This is a genomic window from Rhodopila sp. (assembly GCF_965276935.1).
In the GTDB taxonomy this organism is placed as follows: domain Bacteria; phylum Pseudomonadota; class Alphaproteobacteria; order Acetobacterales; family Acetobacteraceae; genus Rhodopila.
Genome location: NZ_CBDIBS010000004.1, coordinates 704,908 through 726,501, shown reverse-complemented (window position 1 = coordinate 726,501; position 21,594 = coordinate 704,908). Strand labels below are relative to the sequence as shown.

At 61.9% G+C, this 21,594-nt stretch carries 21 protein-coding genes and 1 pseudogene; 8 read left to right on the top strand and 14 right to left on the bottom strand.

Features of this window, described 5'->3' with window-relative positions:
• Window positions 1-60 precede the first annotated feature (60 nt).
• The 5 genes from ACQY4S_RS19680 to ACQY4S_RS19660 all read right to left on the bottom strand — a co-directional run bounded on the left by ACQY4S_RS19680 (window position 61) and on the right by ACQY4S_RS19660 (window position 4,629).
• Entirely contained in the window at window positions 61-972 is a 912-nt protein-coding gene (locus tag ACQY4S_RS19680; RefSeq protein ID WP_428486906.1) for a substrate-binding domain-containing protein, read from the bottom strand.
• 43 nt (window positions 973-1,015) lie between these two features.
• Window positions 1,016-1,897 (bottom strand): AraC family transcriptional regulator, encoded by an 882-nt coding sequence (locus tag ACQY4S_RS19675; RefSeq protein ID WP_428486905.1) that lies wholly within the window; start codon window positions 1,895-1,897, stop codon window positions 1,016-1,018.
• Window positions 1,898-2,431: 534 nt separating this feature from the next.
• Complete coding sequence (locus ACQY4S_RS19670; protein ID WP_428486904.1) at window positions 2,432-3,553, bottom strand: 5-methyltetrahydropteroyltriglutamate--homocysteine S-methyltransferase; 1,122 nt, start codon at window positions 3,551-3,553, stop codon at window positions 2,432-2,434.
• Window positions 3,554-3,572: 19 nt separating this feature from the next.
• Window positions 3,573-4,370 carry an alpha/beta fold hydrolase gene (locus ACQY4S_RS19665; protein ID WP_428486903.1) on the bottom strand — a complete coding sequence of 266 codons (798 nt, stop codon included), beginning with the start codon at window positions 4,368-4,370 and terminating at the stop codon, window positions 3,573-3,575.
• 31 nt (window positions 4,371-4,401) lie between these two features.
• On the bottom strand, window positions 4,402-4,629 hold the full coding sequence (locus ACQY4S_RS19660; protein WP_428486902.1) for a hypothetical protein: 228 nt from the start codon (window positions 4,627-4,629) through the stop codon (window positions 4,402-4,404).
• Between the two features lie 788 nt (window positions 4,630-5,417).
• On the opposite strand from ACQY4S_RS19660, the gene ACQY4S_RS19655 reads away from it, so the two are divergent.
• From ACQY4S_RS19655 to ACQY4S_RS19645, 3 genes are all read left to right on the top strand, one after another.
• Window positions 5,418-6,209, top strand: coding sequence for a hypothetical protein (locus tag ACQY4S_RS19655; RefSeq protein ID WP_428486901.1), 792 nt, complete (start codon window positions 5,418-5,420; stop codon window positions 6,207-6,209).
• Between the two features lie 29 nt (window positions 6,210-6,238).
• Window positions 6,239-6,760 carry a glycosyltransferase family 2 protein gene (locus tag ACQY4S_RS19650; RefSeq protein WP_428486900.1) on the top strand — a complete coding sequence of 174 codons (522 nt, stop codon included), beginning with the start codon at window positions 6,239-6,241 and terminating at the stop codon, window positions 6,758-6,760.
• A gap of 142 nt (window positions 6,761-6,902) precedes the next feature.
• Window positions 6,903-7,178: a hypothetical protein gene (locus ACQY4S_RS19645; protein ID WP_428486899.1), complete on the top strand. Its 276-nt coding sequence runs from the start codon at window positions 6,903-6,905 to the stop codon at window positions 7,176-7,178.
• 159 nt (window positions 7,179-7,337) lie between these two features.
• Here the strand turns inward: ACQY4S_RS19645 and ACQY4S_RS19640 are convergent, their stop codons facing one another.
• Window positions 7,338-8,120: an MBL fold metallo-hydrolase gene (locus ACQY4S_RS19640; protein WP_428486898.1), complete on the bottom strand. Its 783-nt coding sequence runs from the start codon at window positions 8,118-8,120 to the stop codon at window positions 7,338-7,340.
• Window positions 8,121-8,202: 82 nt separating this feature from the next.
• On the opposite strand from ACQY4S_RS19640, the gene ACQY4S_RS19635 reads away from it, so the two are divergent.
• The 4 genes from ACQY4S_RS19635 to serS all read left to right on the top strand — a co-directional run bounded on the left by ACQY4S_RS19635 (window position 8,203) and on the right by serS (window position 11,669).
• Window positions 8,203-8,952: a metallophosphoesterase gene (locus tag ACQY4S_RS19635; protein WP_428486897.1), complete on the top strand. Its 750-nt coding sequence runs from the start codon at window positions 8,203-8,205 to the stop codon at window positions 8,950-8,952.
• A gap of 93 nt (window positions 8,953-9,045) precedes the next feature.
• Complete coding sequence (gene tatB / locus ACQY4S_RS19630) at window positions 9,046-9,579, top strand: Sec-independent protein translocase protein TatB (RefSeq protein ID WP_428486896.1); 534 nt, start codon at window positions 9,046-9,048, stop codon at window positions 9,577-9,579.
• Between the two features lie 65 nt (window positions 9,580-9,644).
• The gene (gene tatC, locus ACQY4S_RS19625; RefSeq protein ID WP_428488459.1) at window positions 9,645-10,388 is read left to right on the top strand and encodes a twin-arginine translocase subunit TatC; all 744 of its coding nucleotides are present in this window, start codon (window positions 9,645-9,647) and stop codon (window positions 10,386-10,388) included.
• A gap of 3 nt (window positions 10,389-10,391) precedes the next feature.
• Window positions 10,392-11,669, top strand: a complete 1,278-nt coding sequence (gene serS / locus ACQY4S_RS19620; protein WP_428486895.1) for a serine--tRNA ligase — start codon at window positions 10,392-10,394, stop codon at window positions 11,667-11,669.
• A gap of 153 nt (window positions 11,670-11,822) precedes the next feature.
• Here the strand turns inward: serS and ACQY4S_RS19615 are convergent, their stop codons facing one another.
• The 5 genes and pseudogenes from ACQY4S_RS19615 to ACQY4S_RS19595 form a co-directional block, all read right to left on the bottom strand.
• On the bottom strand, window positions 11,823-13,178 hold the full coding sequence (locus tag ACQY4S_RS19615; protein WP_428486894.1) for an IS701 family transposase: 1,356 nt from the start codon (window positions 13,176-13,178) through the stop codon (window positions 11,823-11,825).
• 123 nt (window positions 13,179-13,301) lie between these two features.
• Window positions 13,302-14,348: pseudogene (locus ACQY4S_RS19610) on the bottom strand (ISAs1 family transposase); the annotation flags it as partial.
• 157 nt (window positions 14,349-14,505) lie between these two features.
• Entirely contained in the window at window positions 14,506-15,345 is an 840-nt protein-coding gene (locus ACQY4S_RS19605) for an LLM class flavin-dependent oxidoreductase (protein ID WP_428486893.1), read from the bottom strand.
• A gap of 10 nt (window positions 15,346-15,355) precedes the next feature.
• Window positions 15,356-16,153 (bottom strand): enoyl-CoA hydratase-related protein, encoded by a 798-nt coding sequence (locus tag ACQY4S_RS19600; protein ID WP_428486892.1) that lies wholly within the window; start codon window positions 16,151-16,153, stop codon window positions 15,356-15,358.
• Between the two features lie 372 nt (window positions 16,154-16,525).
• Window positions 16,526-16,969, bottom strand: coding sequence for a MucR family transcriptional regulator (locus ACQY4S_RS19595; protein WP_428486891.1), 444 nt, complete (start codon window positions 16,967-16,969; stop codon window positions 16,526-16,528).
• Window positions 16,970-17,134: 165 nt separating this feature from the next.
• Here ACQY4S_RS19595 and ACQY4S_RS19590 point away from each other — a divergent pair, with 165 nt between their 5' ends.
• Window positions 17,135-17,299: a hypothetical protein gene (locus tag ACQY4S_RS19590; protein ID WP_428486890.1), complete on the top strand. Its 165-nt coding sequence runs from the start codon at window positions 17,135-17,137 to the stop codon at window positions 17,297-17,299.
• Window positions 17,300-18,073: 774 nt separating this feature from the next.
• Here the strand turns inward: ACQY4S_RS19590 and ACQY4S_RS19585 are convergent.
• The 3 genes from ACQY4S_RS19585 to ACQY4S_RS19575 all read right to left on the bottom strand — a co-directional run bounded on the left by ACQY4S_RS19585 (window position 18,074) and on the right by ACQY4S_RS19575 (window position 21,398).
• On the bottom strand, window positions 18,074-18,487 hold the full coding sequence (locus ACQY4S_RS19585; RefSeq protein WP_428486889.1) for a hypothetical protein: 414 nt from the start codon (window positions 18,485-18,487) through the stop codon (window positions 18,074-18,076).
• A 434-nt stretch (window positions 18,488-18,921) separates the two neighbouring features.
• Complete coding sequence (locus tag ACQY4S_RS19580) at window positions 18,922-20,106, bottom strand: DUF1501 domain-containing protein (protein ID WP_428486888.1); 1,185 nt, start codon at window positions 20,104-20,106, stop codon at window positions 18,922-18,924.
• 2 nt (window positions 20,107-20,108) lie between these two features.
• Complete coding sequence (locus tag ACQY4S_RS19575; RefSeq protein ID WP_428486887.1) at window positions 20,109-21,398, bottom strand: DUF1800 domain-containing protein; 1,290 nt, start codon at window positions 21,396-21,398, stop codon at window positions 20,109-20,111.
• Window positions 21,399-21,594 lie beyond the last annotated feature (196 nt).

Sequence of the window (21,594 nt, the reverse complement as noted above, 5' to 3'; positions counted from 1 at the left end):
CTCTTAGTTCGATTGCGTATTTCACGCCTTCTGACTGGTTAGCTCCGAGGCGATCACGCTCTACCAGTGGAACGTCTTCGCGCCGGCCGTGTCGATCATCTTTACATCCACCGGGATCTGCTTCGGCACCTGTGCGCCCCACTTCGCCGCCAGGCCAATTCCAAGCGCCAGACGGATTTGGTCGCGTGGGAACTGGGCTGTGGTCTCGATGAACTTCGATCCCGGCTTCTGCATCGCCTCGATCGCTTCCGGCGCGCCATCAACCGAGGTGAGCTTGATATCCTTCTTGCTCGCATCGATCGCCGCCAGCGCACCCATCGAGCCGCCGTCGTTGACACTGAACACGGCTTTAAGGTTTGGATGCGCCTGAATCATGTTCTCGGTCACGCTCAGCGCAGTGTCACGCTCCTGCTTGCCGTTCTGCGTGTCCACGATCTTGATATCGGGAAACGTCCCGAGCGCCGCCTTGCAGCCTTTGACGCGCTCCAGGATCGGCACGACCGGGATGCCATCGAGGATCGCCACCTCGCCGCTGCCGCCAATGGCCTTGCCGAGATACTCACAGGAGATCTGGCCGGCGTCGAAATTCTTCGATCCGACAAAGGAATTTACTGGGCCGGCGGCGTTGGCATCCACCGCGACCACCACGACGCCCGCTTTGTGCGCCTCGACCACGGCCGACTCGATGCCGGTGGAATCTGTCGGGTTCACCAGCAGGATATCGATCTTCTGCTGCAGCATGTCCTCGACATCGCTAATCTGTTTGCTCACGTCGTGGCGCGCGTCGGTGATGACCAACTGCGCCCCGATCGTCGCGGCGGCATCCTTCAGCGCCTGTTGCATGGTAACAAAGTAAGGATTATTCAGCTCCTGAAACGTCATGCCGATTTTCAGCGCGGCGGCCTGCGCGGACATCGTGACCGTGGTTGCCGCGATCGCCGCGAGTGCCAGTGATTGAGTGGTCTTCATCATGAATGTTTCCCTTGTTGATGCGCGCCGGCGGACGATCAGCCGGTCACGGAGGCGACACTGCAATGCAGCCATTTGCCCGATGCTTGATGCGGAACAGTGACGGCGGCATATGTTTCTGAGCAAGAAACTGCCGATTGAAGTTCGACAGGTTGTTGAAGCCAACCTGAAAGCAGATGTCGGTCATGCGCATGTCGTCGTGCATCAGCAATTCGCACGCACGGTTCACCCGCAACTGGTTGACATATTGCACGAACGCGATGCCGGTATGGCGCTTGAAGGCGCGCGAGAATGCACTTGGGCCGTAGCCGCTGAGTTGCGCCAGTTCGCTCTCACGCAGGTCGCTGCCGAGATTTCGGGCGATGTGCGCGAGGACATGGTTAAGCGGCTCTGACATATAGGCCACGGGTGTCGGCTGGTAGCCGAGGCTGGCGAGACGGCGGCGGCCCTTGCAGCGGTGCAGAACGTCCAGCAGGCTGATGAACAGCGTGATCCGTGCGGCGCCGGCGGCAACCAGCAATCTGGTCAGCAACGGCTGGGCGGCCGTTGCGGTATCTGCCGCGAATTCGATGCCGCAGCCTGCTTCCGTCAGCAGTTCATGAACGAAACGCAACTCGGGGAAGGTTGTCAGGCTGGCGGCTAATTCGGCAGTGAACTGCAACACGAGGCAGCGGCGTTCGACCACCGTTGCCGGCGGAATGTCACTGATCCAGTTGTGCGGCAGGTTCGGTCCGGTCATCACCAGGTTGCCCGGCTCAAAGCTACCAATGTAGTCGCCAACGAACGACCGGCCACGGGTCTCGGTAATCAGGTGGATTTCATATTCGGGGTGAAAGTGCCAGCGGACCGTGCGGTAAGGGTAGCCATGCGACCAGACCTTGAAGGACTCGTCCTGCCGGACATCGACGATTTCCAGATCGGGCGACATCAATGGCGCCGCGCCGGAAGGTTTCGTTCAGCCGCCAAAATATGCAGCCGCCGCGGAGCTTCCATGGCTCTGGTCCTCCCATCTTTGCATATCCGCCCATCCGGTATTCGAAGGGTCGTCTGCGATTTAGCCAATGACACTAAGCGACCGGCGAAAGCCTCGCTACCTCGTTTGTAGCAACCAACTGATACAAATTTTCCGCCTTCGTGCGTGGCGTGCCAACTGGTTGTGCAGGTCCGGGCGCCTGAATGAGCCGACTAAGCATCTGAATGAACGACAACCGTAGGAGCTTACGGACCACGAAAGCCGCTTGGAGAGGCGCGGCACGCTCTGTACGTCATGGCGGCCGCGGTGCCCCATCCACGCCCTGCAATGGTTTCTTGACATAGCGATGGATGGCACCCCTGCATTCGCCATGACAGTATTGGATATTCGTGCCTAACTTGCGGCAGTTCTCAATCCACAAATGCTCAAGCGTGCATAGCCGACCCTTCGACATCATGATGGTGCCGGAGTTGCTCAAGAACGATACACTTATACTTCCCCCCAGACCTCCTGCGCGACCGCCACGCAGCGTTCCAGCTTCGCCCATTGCTGGTCCTCGGTCAGCGTATTGCCTTCCTCGGTGGACGCGAACCCGCATTGCGGCGACAGTGCAAGCTGCTCCAGCGGCAGATAGCGTGCCGCATCGTCTATTCTCCGCTTCAGGTCATCCTTGCTTTCCAGCACGCCGGTCTTGCTGGTCATCAGGCCGAGCACCACGATTTTGGGTCCGCGGGGGACGAAGCGCAGGGGTTCGAAGCCACCAGCGCGGTCAGTGTCGTATTCCATGAAATACGCGTCCGCGTCGATCTGGTTGAACAGCACCTCGGCGACAGGCTCGTAACCGCCTGAAGCGACCCAGGTGGAACGGAAGTTGCCGCGGCAGAGATGCATGGAGATGGTCATGCCGTCCGGCTTGCCGGCGATCGCGCGGTTCAGCATGGCGGCGTAGATGCCCAGCAGGTTGTCGACATGCTCGCCGCGAGCTTTCAAGGCGGCGATCTGCTCGGGATCACACAGATAGGCGATGTTGACTTCGTCGATCTGCAGATAGCGGCAGCCGGCGGCGCCGAACGCGCCGACGGCCTTATGATAGGCCTCCCCCAGATCGGCGAAGAAACCGTCCAGCGATGGATATGTTGTGCGATCGATCGCTTGCCGGCCGCCGCGGAAATGTACCACGGACGGCGACGGGATCGTTTGCTTTGGCACGGCCGAGCGAACATGGCTGGCGAGGAAGCGGTATGTATCGAGCATTACCGGTTTCGACCATCCAATCCGCCCATTGACGCGCAGCGCATGACCCAGCGGCGGCACGTTGCCCTTGAACTGGATCTTCTGCTCGGGTTCGTACAGCTCGACGCCATTCAGGCCGGCGACAAAGTCGTAGTGCCAATAGGCACGGCGGTATTCGCCGTCGGTGGCGGCACGCAGGCCGATGTCCTCCTGCCGGGCGATGGCCGCGATGATGTAGCGGTCCTCCACCTCTCGCAGCGCGTCGTGCGGCAGGCTGCCGGTTTTCCAGGCGGCACGGGCTTCCTGCAGCGGCTTGGGGCGCAACAGGCTGCCGACATGGTCGGCGCGGAACGGTGGTTTGGTGCTGGGGTATGGCATGGTTTTTCTCCCGAAGCTGTCAGTGCCCGATGCTGCGCGTCCAGTCCAGCACGGCGCGGACGACCGCGTCCGGCTGCTCGGGGATCAGCGCGTGGCTGGCGTCGGCGATGACGACGATGCTGACCCGTCCGGCGCCCAGGTCGTCGCTGATGCCGCGGCGGCTTTCCGGCGGCCGCCAGGGGTCGTGTTCGGCCTGGATGTCTAGCACCGGCGCGGCGCCGGCGCTCCACCACTCTTCGGTTGGTGTTGCGGCGCTGGCGGCACGTTGACTTCTCGACGCGACCGGGTGCCAGTTTCCCAGCCAACAGGATGGATCATGCCCCGGCGCGAAGAACGCGACACGCAGCGCGGCCAGGCGGACCGGATCGGGTAGGCTGGTATCGATGCACGTCGCCAGTTCCTGCCGCAGCGCCGGATTGGCGGACTTGGCGGCCGCGGCGGCCAGGATGACGCCGCGCACCAGGTCGGGATGGTCCGCCGCCAGGCAGCGGCCGATCCATTGGCCGAAGGCGTGTCCCAGCACGAAGGCTGATCCGCCGCCTAGTTGCCGGATCACCACGGCGACGTCGCGGGCGTACTCGTGCAAGGTCAGCCCATCCATCGGGCCGGTGCTGCCGCACATGCCGCGCGGCTGCGGGCGCAGGACATGGAAGCCGGCCTTGACGAACAGCATGGCAATGTCGTCGAAATCCTCGGAGTCCCGCGACGATGATGGCAGCAATACCAGTGGCTCCGCGCCGGCCGTCTTGGGTTTGTCCTGAATCACGACGATGCTGACGTCGTCGTAGGCGACAGATAGGCGTTTGCGCTCGGTCATCCGTCATCCTCCTGTTAGTGTTGCCGACAGGCTACAGTGGCGCGCTGCCGGCGGAAAGCCGAGGCTTGCCGTTAGCGACGGCAACCGCTGTCGGCACATTGGCGGAGACGGTCGGCGACACCGCTCCACGCAGGCTGTCGGTTTCACACGGGAAGCTTGCCGCTGTCTTGCGGTTGCTAGTCTGTTCTGGCTCGCTTAACCGGCCCTGTGGCCGAAAATGCAGCGCCAACCAATGCCGTGATCGTTTGCGGATTGCCACGTGCCAATCTCCTGGCGACCGCCGCATCAGTCTATTTCTGATAAAGTAACGTGTTTATTTACTGAAAATAAAGGTTTTTTAATCAGGCCAAATACTACAATATGCGTCTGTCTGCCTTTATAAACTGTGGCTGCTGCTTAAAATACACCGTCTCTTACTATCATGAATGGTTCAGGTCAGTCTAGTTTGATACGAACAAAAACGTGAAGTCTAGAGGGCGGCCGTCGATATCGTGAGTGAGGCCGTTATGATCCAACTGGCGTTAAGGCGAAGCAGCGGAATCATGAGCCGGCCCGCAGCACGCCTCAGCGTCGGGCTATTCGCGGCGGAGGTGCTTGCGCTTTGCCTTCCCGCGCTGGTCAATCACGGGCCGATCATGTTCCCGACACGCGCGCCTACTACCTCGGGATGCGAGCCGCTGGAGAAGGCGCGTAGCCTGATTGAACCGCACACCGGTGGAATAAATGCCGCGTCCCTGGCTACATTGTTGCAGAAGGCGCGAGGCGTGCGGTCGGCGTTTTACTTACTGTTCACCTATCTGGCCACTAATACCGTATCGCTCTGGCTGGTGATCGCACTACAGGCGGTGCTTGTCGCGCTGGTTCTGCGTCTGACCTTTGATCTGCTGTGTCCCAGGCAGCCGCGGTGGCGCGGCACGCTCTTCATCATGTTGATTGCGACTGCACGATGCTGTCATGGACTGTTTCGATGGTCATGCCCCGATGTGTTCACGCCGGTTCTGGCACTCTGCATCATCCTGTTGATGCTGTTCTGGCGGAACCTGAACCGTGCTGGTCGTAGGGGTTCTGCTCAGGTGGAAATGGCTTTGGCTCGAGTGGCGACAGTATCTAAGGATCGGCGCTGCGCTTGGTGTTGGCGTCGTCGCCATGCTCGCGGGCGGCGTTGTCGGCTTCGGGCAGTGGACGTTGACGCCACAGGCGCCGCAGTTCCTTCTGGCACGCTCGCTCGCCGATAACCCAGAAAGACTATACTTGCTGGAACAATGCCCACAAGTCGGCTTGGCAATGTCCCATCATCTCGATCGCCTGGACCTGCCGACCGAGATCTTTATTTGGGATGAAATCGGCGTCTATTCGGCCGCGTCAGCGGAAGAACAGGCGCGAATCCGGTCGGAAGACAAGCATATCTATGTAGCCGCAGCCTTGGAGCATCCCTGGATGCAGGCCAAGGCCATTGTGCGGAACACGCTCCGGCAGCTTAGCTTGTTTACCCTTCACGAATACTCCATTCCGTCGGCCGCCGAATATACTCAATCCAAAATGACCTTGACGATGGCGGATTCAGGGACCGGCCTTTGCCAGTGGCAAACCGTCATGAGCTTGCCTGTCTATCTCGTCGTATGGGCCGGTCTTGGTTATAGAGTTCGCGCCTGGCGCGGCGGACTTCTGACGCGTGAGCAACTAGACTTCCTCGCGCTGATCCTTGGCACGGTGGTGATAGAGGCGTTAGCGGGCGCATTTTCCGAGCCAGCGCCGCGTTATGAGGCCCGCGTGGTCTGGCTGCTTCCCATGGCGGCACTGCTGTTGTCGTATACAAGTTCCGCCCGGAGGCGCTCATGAACATAGTTTCTGCCTTGGAGAGTCGGTCCATGCTGTCGATTCGGGCGACCGCGCGGATCGCCATCCTGATCCCATGTTATAATGGAGAAGTCACCATCGCCCAGGTCGTGGCCGACTTCGGTGCGGTGCTGCCGGAGGCATCAATCTACGTGTATTACAACAATTCGACCGACCGCACGCGGGCGGTGGCGCAGAACGCCGGCGCAATCGTGCAAATCGAGACCTTGCAGGGCAAGGGACACGTGGTCCGACAGATGTTCGCGGATGTCGATGCGGTTTTCTACGTGCTGGTTGACGGCGACAATACCCATGATGCTCGGGCCATCATCGACATGGTTGGTCTATTGGCAAAGGACAACCTCGATATGGTAACGGGCGCACGCAAAAGCGAATCGGAGGCCTACAGGGCCGGCCACCAGTTCGGTAATGTGGTGCTGACAGGCGCGGTCCGCCTGATCTTTGGCGCACGCGTGTCGGACATGCTATCTGGGATACCGTGTTTTCAGCCGACGCGTCGTGAAGTCGTTTCCGGCACTTGCCACGGGATTTGAAAGGAAAACCGAGTTCACCCTCCATGCGCTCGAACTTACCATGCCGATCGTTGAACTATGAACGACGTACCGCTCCCGTCCCGCGGGATCACAATCGAAGCTGCATACCGTCAGGGACGTGGTCAGGATTCTGCGGGCGATCATGGGCCTGATTAAGCAGGAACGGCCACTGCAGTTGTTTACCGACGTCGCGTCGCTGCTATTCGTGTTCGCGCTCGGCCTTCCGGTGGCTTCGGAGTTCCTGCAGTCAGGACTGGTGCCGCGACTGCCGACGGCGGTGCTGGCCGCTAGCTCGGTTTTGCTGTCGTTCCTGTTGTTCGCCTCGGGCCTGATCCTTGATTCGGTCGCTCATGGCCGGCGGGAGATAAACCGGCTGGCCTATCTGGCTTTGCCGGCACCCGCCTGTCTGGTCGCCTGACAACTGCGAAACGCAATCTCATGGCATGCCAGACGGGGTCGTGTCTGCATGCTGGTCGTTTGTGCGAGACGTGACAATTCCCGAGATCGCGCCTCCAAGCCGATTTCCAGTCGCCCCCAGCGTTGCGAAATCCCGCCGCGGGCGCGAAAGCATTCGCGATCAATACCCGCCGAGCAACGCGATTACTGTCGGCACCGCCGGCAGCGTGGTGCGAGAGACATCCAGCACCGGGCTGTCGCGCACATCAACGGCGAACTTGTCGCGTTCCAGGTCCAGGAAGCTGGAAAGCACGTCGCTAGTGAAATAATGCATCGGCAGCACGACACGCGGCTGCAACTGTTCCACTACCTGGGCAGCATTCTGTTGGCTCATGGTCCAGATGCCGTCCACCGCGACCATGACAATATCGATGTGGCCGAGCGTGTCGAGGTCGGCCTGTGTCAAAATGTGATGCAGGTGACTGAGATGGGCGATGCACAGTCCGCCGGTCTCGAAGACGAAGATCGAGTTGCCGTACAGTTCGGTGCCCCCATCCAGAGCACGGATGTTGGTCGGCAGACTCGTCACGTGCATGTCGCGCACGACCAGGTCGAACGCGGGAATCCTGTCGTTCTCCCGCCAGCCATGCAGCACGTAGGGAATGCGCGGGTCAGGGTCGAGCGTGTAATGCGTCGAATGGGCATGGTTCATCGTCGCGATGTCTGGCGGATCGGACGGAATGTTAATGCCGTTATAGTCGGTGATGGCGCGGACGCCGGCGGGGGAGACGATTTCGAAGCTGGCGTGGCCGAGAAAGGTAATTTTCACGCTCTCGTCCACGGCGGCGGCGGTCCAGACGCGGGATTGGGAGAAGGCGACCGGGGCACAGCCAGCCAGGGCAGCATATGGCGCGGCAAGAACCGCCGGAATGAACACAATATACAAGGCAAGGACCCGCCGCATCTATTTATCCTATCAGTTGCGTGCGGAAACGCGATGCGCCCCGTGTTGATTTGATCGCTACCGCCCTATAATCCCTTCGGCAATGATTGAACTCCAGCCCGCGCCTGCCTCGCTGCCGCCTGGCCGGCGTATTTACGCCATCGGTGACATCCACGGATGTGCCAGGCAGCTCGCCAACCTGCACGAACAAATTGTCGATGACCTGGCGGTTCGCCCGGTGGCATCGCCGCTGCTGTTGCATATCGGCGACTACGTGGATCGCGGCGCCGACACCGCCGGGGTGATCGCCGCCCTGATCGACCGCTGTCCTATTCCCGGCATGGAAATGGTCAACCTCCTGGGCAACCATGAAAGCACCATGCTGGATGCCTTGCGTGGAGAGCGTGCCGCCGGCACAGACTGGCTGTTCGCCGGTGGCAAGGCTGCATTGCAAAGCTACGGGATCGACCCCAACGGTCCACGCGATCAGTGGGCCTTCCTGATTCCGCGAACGCATCAGGCGTTCCTCCGCGGCCTGGTCCTGATGCACCGCGAGGGCGGCTACGCCTTCGTCCATGCCGGCGTCCGCCCGGGCATCCCGCTCCCGGACCAGGCGCGCGACGACCTGCTGCGTGCCCGCCAGCCGTTCCTTTACTCCGAGGCGGATTTCGGCGCCGTCATCGTCCACGGCCACACGCCCGTGAAGGCGCCGGTGGTGCGGCATAACCGCATCGCTATCGACACCGGCGCCGTCTTCGGCGGCCCGATGACCTGCGTGGTGCTGGAAGCCGGCACCCTGGGCTTTCTCAGCGTCGATCCGGTGGACACGCCGGTCTCCATTGCGCATCGGTAATCCGGCGGCGACGCGCCGGCAGGCTTCCGGCATTATGTTTCCCTGGCGCGCGCTTCCTGCTAGCAAGCGCGCCCTGGAGAGAAACCTGAACCCATGTTCGATTTTGCCTGGTCGGAGATCGTCCTTATCGGCGCCGTCGCCCTAATCGCGATCGGCCCCAAGGACATGCCCGCCGCCATCCGCACCGTCAGTTCGATGATCAAGAAAGCGCGCCGCATGGCCGCCGAGTTCCAGACCCATGTCGATGAGATGGTGCGCGAGGCCGATCTGGGCGACGTGAAGAAAGCCTTCAACGACATTCGCAACTTCGACATTCCAGGCGCGATGGAAAAAGCGGTCGATCCCGACCGAAGCCTGCGCAATACCTTCGCCTCCAATCCCCTGGAGCCGACCTATCCGACGCCTGAAGAGGTCTCCACACTGGATGAGGTCACCGTCAGCGCGCCGGAGGTGATCGATCCGGTGCCGTTGGCCAATATCTCGCTGCCCCCTACCAAGCCGGCCGCACCTGCCTGGCTACCGCCCGACCAGGTTCCGCTGCCGGCGGCTGAAGCGGCTGCCCCCACCGCTGACGCACCGGCCTTCATTCCCCCCGACGCCGTCCTCCAACGCCATGCTCGGCCTTGAGCACCGCTCTAACGGAAAGCCGAACCTTGGCCAAACCCAAAGACGATCCAATCCACGACAAGCCGATGCCGCTGCTCGAGCATCTGATCGAGCTGCGCCGCCGGCTGATCTGGTCCGCCGGCGCCTTCCTGGTGTGCTTCGGCGTGGCCTACTACTTCGCCGGTCCGATCTACTACTTCCTGGCTGAACCCCTGGCACGGGTGCTGCGGGAGACTGGCAACCCCGACCCACATTTGATCTACACGCAATTGTATGAAGCGTTTTTCACTCGCATCAAGGTGGCGTTCTTCGGCGGCGGTTTCGTCGCCTTCCCTGTTATCGCCATACAAATCTGGCTGTTCGTCGCCCCCGGCCTGTATCGCAGCGAAAAGCGGGCGCTGCTGCCGTTCCTGGCCGCCACGCCAATCCTGTTCGTCATGGGCGCGGCACTGGCCTACTACTTCGTCTTCCCCTTCGCCTGGCGCTTCTTCGCCAGCTTTCAGAACCCGACCGGCGGCGGCGGCGTGCCAATTGAGCTTCTGCCGCGTGTGAGTGAGTATCTGGACCTGGTGATGAAGCTCATCTTCGCTTTCGGCATCACCTTTCAGCTTCCCGTCGCTCTGACGCTGCTGGCCAAGGTTGGTATCGTCAGTTCAGCGCAGCTCAAGAAATTCCGCCGATACGCCTATGTCGGAATGTTCGTCATTGCCGCGATCCTGGCCCCGCCAGACATCATCACGCAAACAGGCTTGGCCTTGCCGCTGATCCTGCTGTACGAAATTTCCATCTTCTCGGCCCGATGGGTCGAGACGAAGCCGGTGGAGGCTTAACCGATGCACGACATTCGCGCCGTCCGCACCGATCCCGCGGGGTTCGACGCCTCGCTGGTGCGGCGCGGGTTGCCGCCAGTGTCTGTCTCGATACTTGAGCGGGATATGGTCCGCCGCACCGCGCAGACCGCGCTACAGGAGAAGCAGGCGAGACGGAACGCGTTGTCGAAGGAGATCGGACAAGGCAGACGCGCCGGGGCGGATACTGGCGAGCTGGAAGCCGAAGCGACCGCCTTGCGCAGTGAGATTGAGGCGCTTGAAACCCGCGCCGCTAATCTGGATACGGCGATCCGCCAGGCACTGGAGGTCCTGCCGAACACGTTGGATGATGTGGTTCCTGACGGCCCGGACGAAACCGCCAACGTGATGCTGTCGCAGCACGGCGCACGGCGCAACTTCGCCTTTACCCCCAGGCAGCATTTCGACCTCGGTGAAGCTTTGGGCATGATGGACTTCGCTACGGCCGCCAAACTGGCCGGGGCACGCTTCACCATTCTGCAAGGCGCGCTTGCCCGGATGGAGCGGGCGCTGGGCCAGTTCATGCTGGACCTGCACACCCAGCAGCACGGCTATACTGAGATGATCGTGCCGTCCCTGGTCAACGCCGCGGCCGTCTACGGCACTGGCAGTCTGCCGAAGTTCGAGGAAGATCTGTTCAAGACCACCGACGGCCGCTACCTGATTCCGACTGCGGAGGTGCCGCTGAGCAACACCGTCGCCGGCGAGATCCTGCCGGAAAAGCGCCTTCCCATCCGCTTGACCGCACTGACCGACTGCTACCGCAGTGAAGCTGGATCAGCCGGTCGTGATACCCGCGGCATGTTGCGCCAGCACCAGTTCCGGAAAGTCGAACTCGTCTCCATCATCCATCCAGATCATAGCGCCGGTGAGCATGAACGGATGACCCGAGCGGCAGAGATGGTGCTGGAGCAGCTTGGACTGCCCTATCGGCGGATGCTGCTGTCCTCGGGCGACACTGGGTTCGCTGCGGCCCGCACTCATGATCTGGAGGTTTGGCTGCCCGGCCAGCAGATGTGGCGGGAAATCTCCTCCTGCTCCAACACCCGTGATTTCCAGGCACGCCGGATGAATGCCCGCTTCCGCGGTGGGTCGGATGGCAAGACGGTGGCATTCGTGCACACGCTGAATGGCTCCGGCGTCGCGGTCGGACGAGCGCTGATCGCGGTGATGGAGAACTACCAGCAGGCGGACGGCTCGATCACCGTCCCTGACGCGCTGCGGTTGTACATGGGCGGCTTGGAGCGGATCACTGTGGTGTAGGGCGGGGGAGGAAGCAAGGCGGGGGCTCCGCCCCCCCAGGGGAATCGCTTGAGTGTCTCATGCGATGCGCCGGATGACGTTTTCCAGATAATCCTGATTCCAGCCGGCCTTTTTACGGCGGTTCTTAATTCGACTTTGGCCATTTGGCGGTGCTCATGCGGCGTTGCAGAGGGCGTAGGTCATGCCTTCGCGTAGCGCCTTGGAGGGTTTTTTGCTGTCTACCCTGGACCGTGACATTGAAAAACCTTGTGCGGCCCAGATTTCGCGACGCACGGCGGCAAGTGTATCGGCGAAAGTGGGCCGCTGCTTGTGGTACCAGGCGGCGGTCGAGACGGCCAGGCGGGCCCGGTGGGTCAGGCGGGTGCCCAGCAATGTGACGATGGAGAACAGCGCCAGCAGGCATGGTGTGGTGCGGGCGATCGCTTGATCGGACCACTGGCGCTGGGTCTCAATGCCGAGGTGATCACGTGTCTCGCGGAACGTCACCTCCAGCGCCCAACGCCGCACAAACCAGCCGATGATGTCGTGCGCATCGTGAGCTGGATCGGTGCACAGCAGCGCCTGTGGCGCGAACGCGCCGTTGGGATCGCGCAGCAGCACCCACCGGATCGGCAACACCGGCAATCCGGCATGATACCACACGGCGCGATCCGAGCAGATCTGCAGACGACGCTCGGTGTTGCCATACCAGCCTGAAACAGAGATCGATTGCCACTCGGTGCTGGGATCTTGCAGTCTCTGGATCAGCGTTGGCAGCCGCGCACCCTTCTTGCGGGGTCGCCCTTTGGCGCCCGGCTCGCGCGGTGCGGCTGGCTTATACAAAGCCGCATCCAGGCGCAGGCGGGTGATACAGATCAGACCCTGGCGCATCAGCGCTGCCAGCAGGTCAAGCGCGGCAAAACTGCTGTCGCCGACCAGCACAACCAACCGTTTTGGCAGCCAGCGCCGCGCCTGCAAGGCCACCTGACGGGTCCAGTCTGTTAGTTTCTTATGCCGTTGGTTGTGCGTGCGGCAAAAGCGTTCCGAGGGCGCCAGCACGGTCAGGAATGGCAAACCCCAAACCCGCTGTGCCCAGGGCACAGGCGCCAGCACCATCAGGCTGAGCCAGCGCAAGCCGCTGGTCTTGACGAAGAACGACTTCGATGAGCGGACCGGATCACGGTAGATGCCCTTGGCGCTGATCCGCTTGCCACGTCGGCGTTCAATCGTGTCATCCACACCCAGCACGATCGGATCGGTTGAAACGAAGCGGTTGATCAGCAGGTCCAGCAGCAGACGCGCCGCATGCCGGCTGCGCCAGATCGCACGGTTGAGCACGCGATGGTAATTGACGAAGTGCCGCTCCCGCCGCAACCCGATGATCCGCAGGATGCTGCTCACTGTGCGCTGGCCCGGCGCCAGCAGCGCGCCCAACAACAGCAATCGGGCGTGCCGCCAGGTGCGCTGCTGCACAAACACCGAGGCAAATGCTAAAATGATGGCGGCGAAGCGGGGTGGCAGGCAAAGCATGACGGCATCTCCCGGCAGGGATGCCTCATTCTATTCCTCCATCCGCTCCGCCACCCAACATCGGCCGATGCCTATCCACTCAACCAAATGGCCAAAGTCGAACTTAAAGCTGGTGACGGGTTTCGCCTGGTTCAGTAAATTCATGGCAGTATGTTTCACGACCGCCATGTTGGCAGGGCCATGAGCGGTGCGCAGGCGCGCCAAATCGTCGTGGAATACCACATCCAGCACCCAGTGCAGCCGGTTCTCAATGCCCCAGTGGCTCCGCACGACCCTGGCGAGGGTCTCGGCACTGAGTTTGGTTGAGCACAGGTAGTATCGGGTTTCTGTCTGGATAACGCCGCCCCGCTCGGTTTCGCTTTCGATCATGCCGATGGCGGTCAGGCCAGGGAATGCAAATTCGCCCGGATGACGCCGCTCGGCGAACAGCCAGTTGATGTCGTGGCAGATCGTATGGCGGCGGGTTTCGATCCGGCCATGGTCGCCATCGACGGTCTCGAAGCTTTGCAGCGTCAGCGTTGGTGGTGGATCGGCAAAGACGGTTTCCACTTCGGCATAGGTCGCTGGCCAGTTCTCCTTCAAGGCCAGCACGTAATCGCCACCACCCTCGATGATCGTCTGGGCAATCTCCTTCTGCGTGCCCATGGCATCGATGGTCACCAACGCGCCGGCCAGTTCCAGACGACGCAGCAGCACAGGAATGGCGGTGATCTCATTGGATTTCGCCGACACCGCCTCTTGTCCAAGGACCAATCGCTGACGCGTCGCCCAGGCGGACACCGTATGCAGCGGCAGACGCCCTTTGCCGCGGGCATGGCTGCGACGCGAGGTCTTGCCATCGATCGCGATAATCTCGGGCGTGTCAGTCCGCAACCCGTCTACCCAGGTCAGGAAACATGTCTTGAACAGCTCAGGATCAATCGCCGCGATCACGTCGCACAATGTGTCGTGGCTCGGGATGCCGTGCTTGAACGGCAGAAAACGGCGGAGGAAGCCCTGGCGTTCGCTGCCCCACAGGCTGATTTCGACAAAGTCGTCCGCACCGGCGATGGTCCCGCAGAGCATCAGCAACAGGATTTCCGGTAGAGGATATAGCACCTTCGTCGCTTGGCGCGGGTCCCGGAGGGCCGCGAAGTGGGACAAGAAGCAGGGCTGGCTTGGCATGGACATAGAGACCTCCTGATGAGAGGCTTCCTATGAATCCGATTCTAGCCCGCACGGGAATCCCTCAACCACTCAAGCGATCGCCCTGTCCGCCCCCCCCGACCCCACCAAGGGCGTCAGCCCCTTTGCGGGTCCAGGGCAGAGCTCTGGCCTTTTCCTTTCCTCACCCTACCAGTGCCGCCACTGTCTTTAGCTGCGCTAGGTCGTCCCATGGGCAGACCAGCAGCGCGTCATCGATACCCAGGTCTTCCAGCCGCTTGAGCCTGTCACGTGCCTGCGCCGGTGAGCAGAACAGGGAGATCTTGGGTTCATGGCTGATCGGCAAATGGCCCGGAGGATTGCGGAAATCGGTAAAGATGTTCGCCAGCACCGCCCGCTTGCCGCCGGCATTGCGATACATCTTCACGCCGATCGCCAGGTCCTCCCATGACGTATGGATGCCCGACGCAATCCAGCCTTGCAGCACCTTCGCCGCCAGATTGATCCAGCGCTCACTGCGCCAGGCTCCCAGCAGCACTGGCGGCCCAAACTCAGTGCCCGGCCATACCGAGAGGGCAGGACCGTAGACCGGCTCCCCGCTCCAGACCTTGCGCATGACATCGAGGTAGGCCGGCAGCGTCTTGAAACGGGCGTCGTAGCTGGCCTGCACTGCCTCGAAGTCGTGTTTCGTCGAACCGCTGCCGACACCAAAGCGCAAGCGGCCTTGCGTCAGCAGGTTCAGCGTCTGCACTCGGTGCGCATGCTCGACCGGATGGCGCAGCGGAACCTGCACTACGCAGGTGCCGAGTTCGATCCGGAATGTCTGGGTAGCAAGCGCGGCCAACAGGATCAGCGGATCGAGCGTTGGCTTGCCGCGCGCGAATGCATCCGTCAGCCAAAACCCATGAAAGCCAAGCCGCTCCACATCGCGGGCCAAGGCGACAACCTGCTCCAGCAATGACGGGCCATCCGATGGCAGGCCGCCTTGTGCGGCGACAGGTATGGTAACAATGCCGATGCGCATGGGATCGCCTTTAGTTGCCGGTGAAACGAGCCGAGCGCTTTTCGCGGAATGCGGCCACGCCTTCCTTGAAGTCCTGCGTCATTCCCGCCTGGCTTTGAAGCTTCGCTTCCAGGTCGAGTTGTTCGCTGTAGCGGTTCTCCAAACCATCCCAGTACATCCGCCGGATCAGGCCCAGCGACTTTGGGCCGGCCGCCAGGCTCTTCGCGAGGTCCAGCGCCTTCGGCATCAAATGGACGTCTTCTTCAAGCCGGTTGATCATGCCCCACTGCAAGGCGGTTTCGGCTGGAAGACGTTCGGCTAGCAGAGAAAGCTCCATTGCGCGGGCGATCCCGATCAGGCGTGGCAGGATCCAGGACGACCCGCAGTCCGGCACCAGGCCGATCCGCGCGAAGGCTTGCAAGAACGAGGCGGAACGGGCGGCGATCTTGATGTCACCGGACAATGCCAGGCTCATGCCAGCGCCGGCGGCGATGCCGTTGATCGCGGTGATCACCGGGATTGGCAGGGCGCGCAGGCGCAGGAACGTAGGATTATACCAAGCCTCCAGGTCGCTTTGGATGTCGCCCCGCGCTTCGGCGGCGCGGTCTCGCTCCGGCCGATCCGGATCGTTCAGGTTGGCGCCTGAGCAGAACGCCCGACCGGTGCCGGTAATCACCAGGCAGCGGGCTCGGCTGACCTCGACATGGTCCAGCGCGTCCTGCAAGTCCTCCCGTAATTTCTGACCAAAGGCATTCAACACGCCGGGATCGTTCAACGTGATGACGATCACCTCATTGATGGTTTCGAGAATTATCCTGCCGTGCTTCATGATGTCGTCCTCCACCCGGGTTGCGGCCCCGTCGCCAGCGGCTACGCTAACATCAAGATCAGAAGAAGCCAGGACAGGCGGCGATACCAGAAGGAACAAATCGAGGAAGCAGCCTGTACGGGAACCAGAACGTCAGCATTGGATCGCGATCATCGCGATAAACAAGCAAGAAAGCCTTTGCGGTCAGCGACAGCTCAGTTCGCCCAGTTGACGGTGGTTGCTTCCACTAACCGGACCGCCGCCAGCGATTCATCCTATGGAACGCTGGCGGGCAATATACGTCATCGCGCCTGGATGGGCGTATATCGGGATAAACCAGGTCAATCGCCGGCCACGCGGCGACCTTTATCTACCGGGACGGACAAACCGGCCTTAGCCGCGGCTGCTGCGCTTGGCGGCTACCTTGCGTCCTGGCTTCTTCGCGGGGACAACGGTCCGGCTACGACCAAGCCCCATTTTCTTCGCCAGCGTAGAGCGCGTTTCCGCGTAATTCGGCGCCACCATTGGGTAGTTCGAGGGCAACGCCCACTTTGCACGGTATTGATCCACTGTCAGATTATGCTCGGTCATCAAATGTCGTTTCAGCATCGTCATTTGTTTGCCGTCTTCAAGGCAAACGATGTAGTCCGGGAAAACCGACTTGGTCACTGGGACCGACGGCTTCGATATTCCAGCCGGTGCCGCGACTTCGCCTATCGTTGACAGGGTTTTATAGACCTCTCGAATCAAGGCCGGCAATTCCTCTACGGGAACTGGATTCTTCGTCACATGCGCGCTCACGATCTGGGCCGTGAGACCCAACACATCTTCACTCATCTATTTCTTTCCTGCAACTCAACAGCATCAATATAACCTTCAGCGCCAACAGCGCCATAGTTGATTGCATGTTTTTTCTGTCAACTCAGGGATTACTGATACAAATTCGTGAACTGGCGCTATCCGGCAGCATTATTCATACCACAAATCATTATGAAACGGGACATGGAACTGCAACCCGGCAAGAAGGCCGCTGTCGCAATCCGCGCCAGCCGCGATACCAAAGCCGTCGCCGCCGCCGAGCGCGCCAGAGAGTGCATGCATCCGGCTATTCGCCACCGACTCGGCGAAGCTGCAGGAAACAACTGGTCGCTGAACAAGACAACCTAAGTCAAGACCGCATTTTTTGCCAACTGGGGTAATTGAGCACGGCGGGAAGCGACATTGTCGTCGGCTGGCAGATCGACTTGCTAATAACAATGTAGCCGCCATCAGACGCGCGGACTTGTTACCTTAAACTGAAAATCTGGCTGGGCGACTTCGCCATGAAGTTCCTTGCATGTGCCCCAGAAGACCCGCTCGGTATCGTCGCATCCGCGGCTAGTAAAAGGTAACGTTGATGATCTTGTCGGCATCCACTTCCAGGATAGGCTTCGCCGGGTTTACCATCAACCGCCCGGTTGTTGTGGTTCCCCCAGCTTTACCGCGGGTACCGGCCGACATTGGCAACTCGCAAGGCATCCACTCTAATTGATTCACTTAAGGGGTAAGCAAATCCTTGCAGTCAACCGGCGGCAGGTCTGAGCGGCGTATCGTGTTTCAGCCCTAGTGCAGACGCAGGCCGGTCAGCCACGCCTTTGTATAGGCATAGAAAAGCATGGATGCCAAGTTTTGGCGGCATGACGAACGTGCACCGCCGGCAAGAGGCGGGCCCTTCCCGCCGATACTATCCGGCATTCGCGAAGACCGATTACATTCGGCGGCCGATCATTAACTTGGATGGCAGCCTGATCTCCATAATAAACCAGCAGTTGATAATAAAAAAATGGAAACTCAGCTGGTAGTCTATTCTACCCGTTGCCACCACAGTCGAGTCCTGTATCGTCGCTGGCAGATCCGTGCAGCCTCCGGGTCGCGTGCTTGTGGCAGCACTTTGCACCTTGTTCAGTATCTACGGCGCTGATGACACGTATAAGCGAATCCTGGCTGCCCGCGGTCGCCGACGCGGCAGGTGCGCCGGCGCAGGTTTGAACCGATGTCATCGGCCGAGTCGCTGCCGGCGCCCATGCTGGGGATGAATAGGAACATCGGTGGAAAACGCTGACGGTGGCGCCGAAGCAAGAACTTACCGAGCCCTTCTGACACAGGCATCATCGGCGACTTCGCTGCCGCCATGACGATCAAGCTGCTGCGCCTCGACATGCCTCGGATGCGGGTGGTAATCGACCTTCCGCCGCCACAGTCGGCAGGCTTGTGCACCATGATTCGGCCGCCGCTGACCAGTGCGCCGCGGATCGCTTCAAACTTCTCTAAATATGAAACGACGTGATACCACGTCTGCCACAGCGGGCATGGCATTCGCGGCCCGCTCGGCCCGATGATCTAAGCGATGCTCGACATCAGACTCGCTGGCATGGCGAAGATTGCCGGAGGTCGGGCGCAGGTGTTGCCGCGCCGCTGCCAGGACGTCATGGTTCTGCCGGATAAGGCTGTGTTGGCGTGGCCAGCCGACGGGCTGCGCCGGCCCATGCTGGCGACGATGAGCCGGGAGGCAACGTCGCTAGTATCGCGCATCAGAGAAGCGCGATACGTCGCTATTGGCCTGAAGTATCTGATTCACGCGCCGAAACGTGGCCGCTACGCGTCTCACGCTTCTCTGCGATCAGATACTAGGTCGGTACAGCCGGCGCTTCAGGCGGCAGCGCGTGACACCGGCTCCGGCCAGCGCCGAACTCGACGTCAGCAGCGACAGGGTCCGCAGGCTGCGGACCGACCCTGTCGGCCGGCTTCAGTCACGCCTGGACGACCAGGCCATGCATTGCTCCCACGCTGCCGCTGCCGGGGAACACGCTTGCTAAGGCCGTGGCGTTCAGGCCGAGATGCGACCCTAGAATGCCACGCGCGACGGCACGCAGGTCGGTGGTGGGCGCCAGATCCCGGTCCTCGAACAATTGTCCCGCGCCGAGACCAGGCCAGGTGCCCTTGACCTGTCCGCCGGCCACCGCGCCGCCGAGCACGAAGGCAACCGTCGCCGTGCCGTGGTCCGTGCCCTTAGTTCCGTTAACCCGTGCAGTACGGCCGAACTCGGTCATCACCAGCACCACTGTTTGCGTCCAGGCCGGCCCCAGCGCCGTTTTCAGCGCGACCAGGCCGGCATCGAGTTGCTTCAGCGGACCCGTCAGCCTATTGGTCTGTGCCGCATGCGTGTCCCAGCCGCCGATTTCCAGCGCCGCGATGCGCGGGCCGTCGGGCGCGCGCAGCATTTCGCCGGCCGATTGAGCCAGCGTCGGAAAGGCGTTCTTTTCCTTCACCTCCGCTTCGCTATCCATGACCGTGGCGCTGAAGCCGCGGGCGCGCATGCCCTCGGCGATGGCGGGTCCGGTGACCGGATCGCCCTGATTGAGCGCGGCGATCGTCGCGTAAAGTTCCGGCGCCGGTCGGGAAAATCCGTGTGGCGCCCAGTTGGTCACCTGCGCCGGCCCGCGCAGCAGCAGCGGAATGGAGACGCCAACAGCAAGTGCCTCAGGTTCCGGTCGCGTCCTAGTTAATGGCATTGCGGCAACTACACGGTTGAGCCAACCGCTGGTCATGCGGTGGTCGGCACCTGACTCGAGATAATCCTGCGCCTCGAAATGGCTGCGGACGCGATAGCTGCCGGCGACGGCATGGACCGCCAGGGCCTCGTTGGCCTTATAAATGTCGTGTAGTCCAGCCAACGCGGGATGCAGGCCGAAGAAGCCGCCCATGTCGAGCAGTCCGTCCGGCTGGTTCGGCGCCGGCGGCACGATCTCCCCGCGCAACGCGACCAAGCCGGGGTCGCCGTACGGGACAACGGCGGCCATGCCGTCTAGCGCGCCGCGCAGAATGACGACAACCAGCCGCTTGTCGGTGGGTGCCGTGGCCAGCGCGAGGGTGGTACGGCCGATACCGACGGAGGCGGTCAAGCCGAGGAGGGCGGCGCGGCGGGAGATGTGCATGATTATCGCCTCTGGAATTCGGGGCTGGTCAGCAGCAGGGTCATCGCGTCCCGCCGCGAGCCGGCGCGGCGGATTGCATCCTGTGTCGCAGCACGCAACAGGGGGCCAAGGCCGCTGTCGGCGATCCGCAAAACATCGCCGGTGCCGATGTGGCCGGCAAAGCTGCTGGCCCAGTCGATGCGGCGCAGCATCGCCTCGGGTGCGGCCCAATCGGCGGCGCGATCAGGCCAGCCATTCGGCGCCGGCGCCGTCCACAGCGGCTGACCTAGACCGCCAAGAATGCCAACCATGTTGGGCATCTGGTCAGGCGGCGGATCGAGCACACGGACACTCGCCACCACGTAGTCCAGCGGCGTGCGCAGCTTGGTCGCCGGCTGCCAGGCAGCCGGCAGGTCCACCAGCGAAGCCGCCGCGGCGCCCAAGTTCCCGCTGCTGTCGCGCAGCCGGCCCTCGATGACGCGCACCGCGTCCGGTGGCGGAGCGTCGGCAACGAAATGGCACGCCAGCTTGGTCGCAAGGAAGCGATGCGTGGCCGGATGGTTGGCGAGAAAGCGCAGGGCGGCGACGCCACCTTCCTCATCGGCGGAGAACGGCTGGCCCAGCACGATCTGCACGCCAGGTTCATGCGTATAGGGGCGAAAGCGAAAGCCGGGCGGTTCCGCCTTCAAGTCGATCGACCAGCCGGTCAGCACCTTGGCGAAAGCGGTGACATCCGCCTGCGAATAGCCAGCCAGCGGACTGACCGTGTGCAGTTCCAGGCACTCGCGCGCCAGGTTCTCGTTCAGGCCACGATGCAACCGCAGGCCAGCCATGCTGTCCGGGCCAATGGAGCGTGCATTGTCCAGATACATCAGCATCGCCGGATGGCGCATCACCGCCAGCAGCATGTCCGAGAAAGCGCCGGTGACGTGGGGCCGGATGGCTTCCTCGACAAAGGCGGCGGCGACCGACGTGATCTCGCCGCGGCGCAGGGACACGCAGAAATGGTTGGTCCAGAACCATACCAGGCGTTCGCGGAACGGTGCCGGGGTGGTGACCGCATTGGCAAGCTGCGCTGCCGCCTGGGTCTGGAACAGTTTGCGTGACAGCGACTTGCCCGGCGGCGGCTTCGTCTCGCGGTCCTGGCGCAGCACGGCCAGGCCCTCGGCGACGGTGGGCGGTTCATCCAGCCGCGTCGGGTCCGGCCGGCGAAGCTGGTCCATCAGCCAGGCGCCCGGGTCTGCCGGCAGCGGCTCCGCGCCGCGGCGGCCGAGCCCGAACCGTATGAGGGCTTGAGCGGTGCGTGTGTCCATGGGATCACCTTATGCTCGGCCTGTGTGTCAATGTGTGATAAAGCATCTGCCAGGGTAGCAACCATCGGGCTCACGGCTGTTTTCGCACTTGCAAAACACCGCGCCCTGTCGCATTTCCTGGCATACATAACCAGCCGCATGTTCGGCGGTCGCTGCAGGTGGGCGCGCGGGGGAAAACCCCGAAATCCAGCAATGG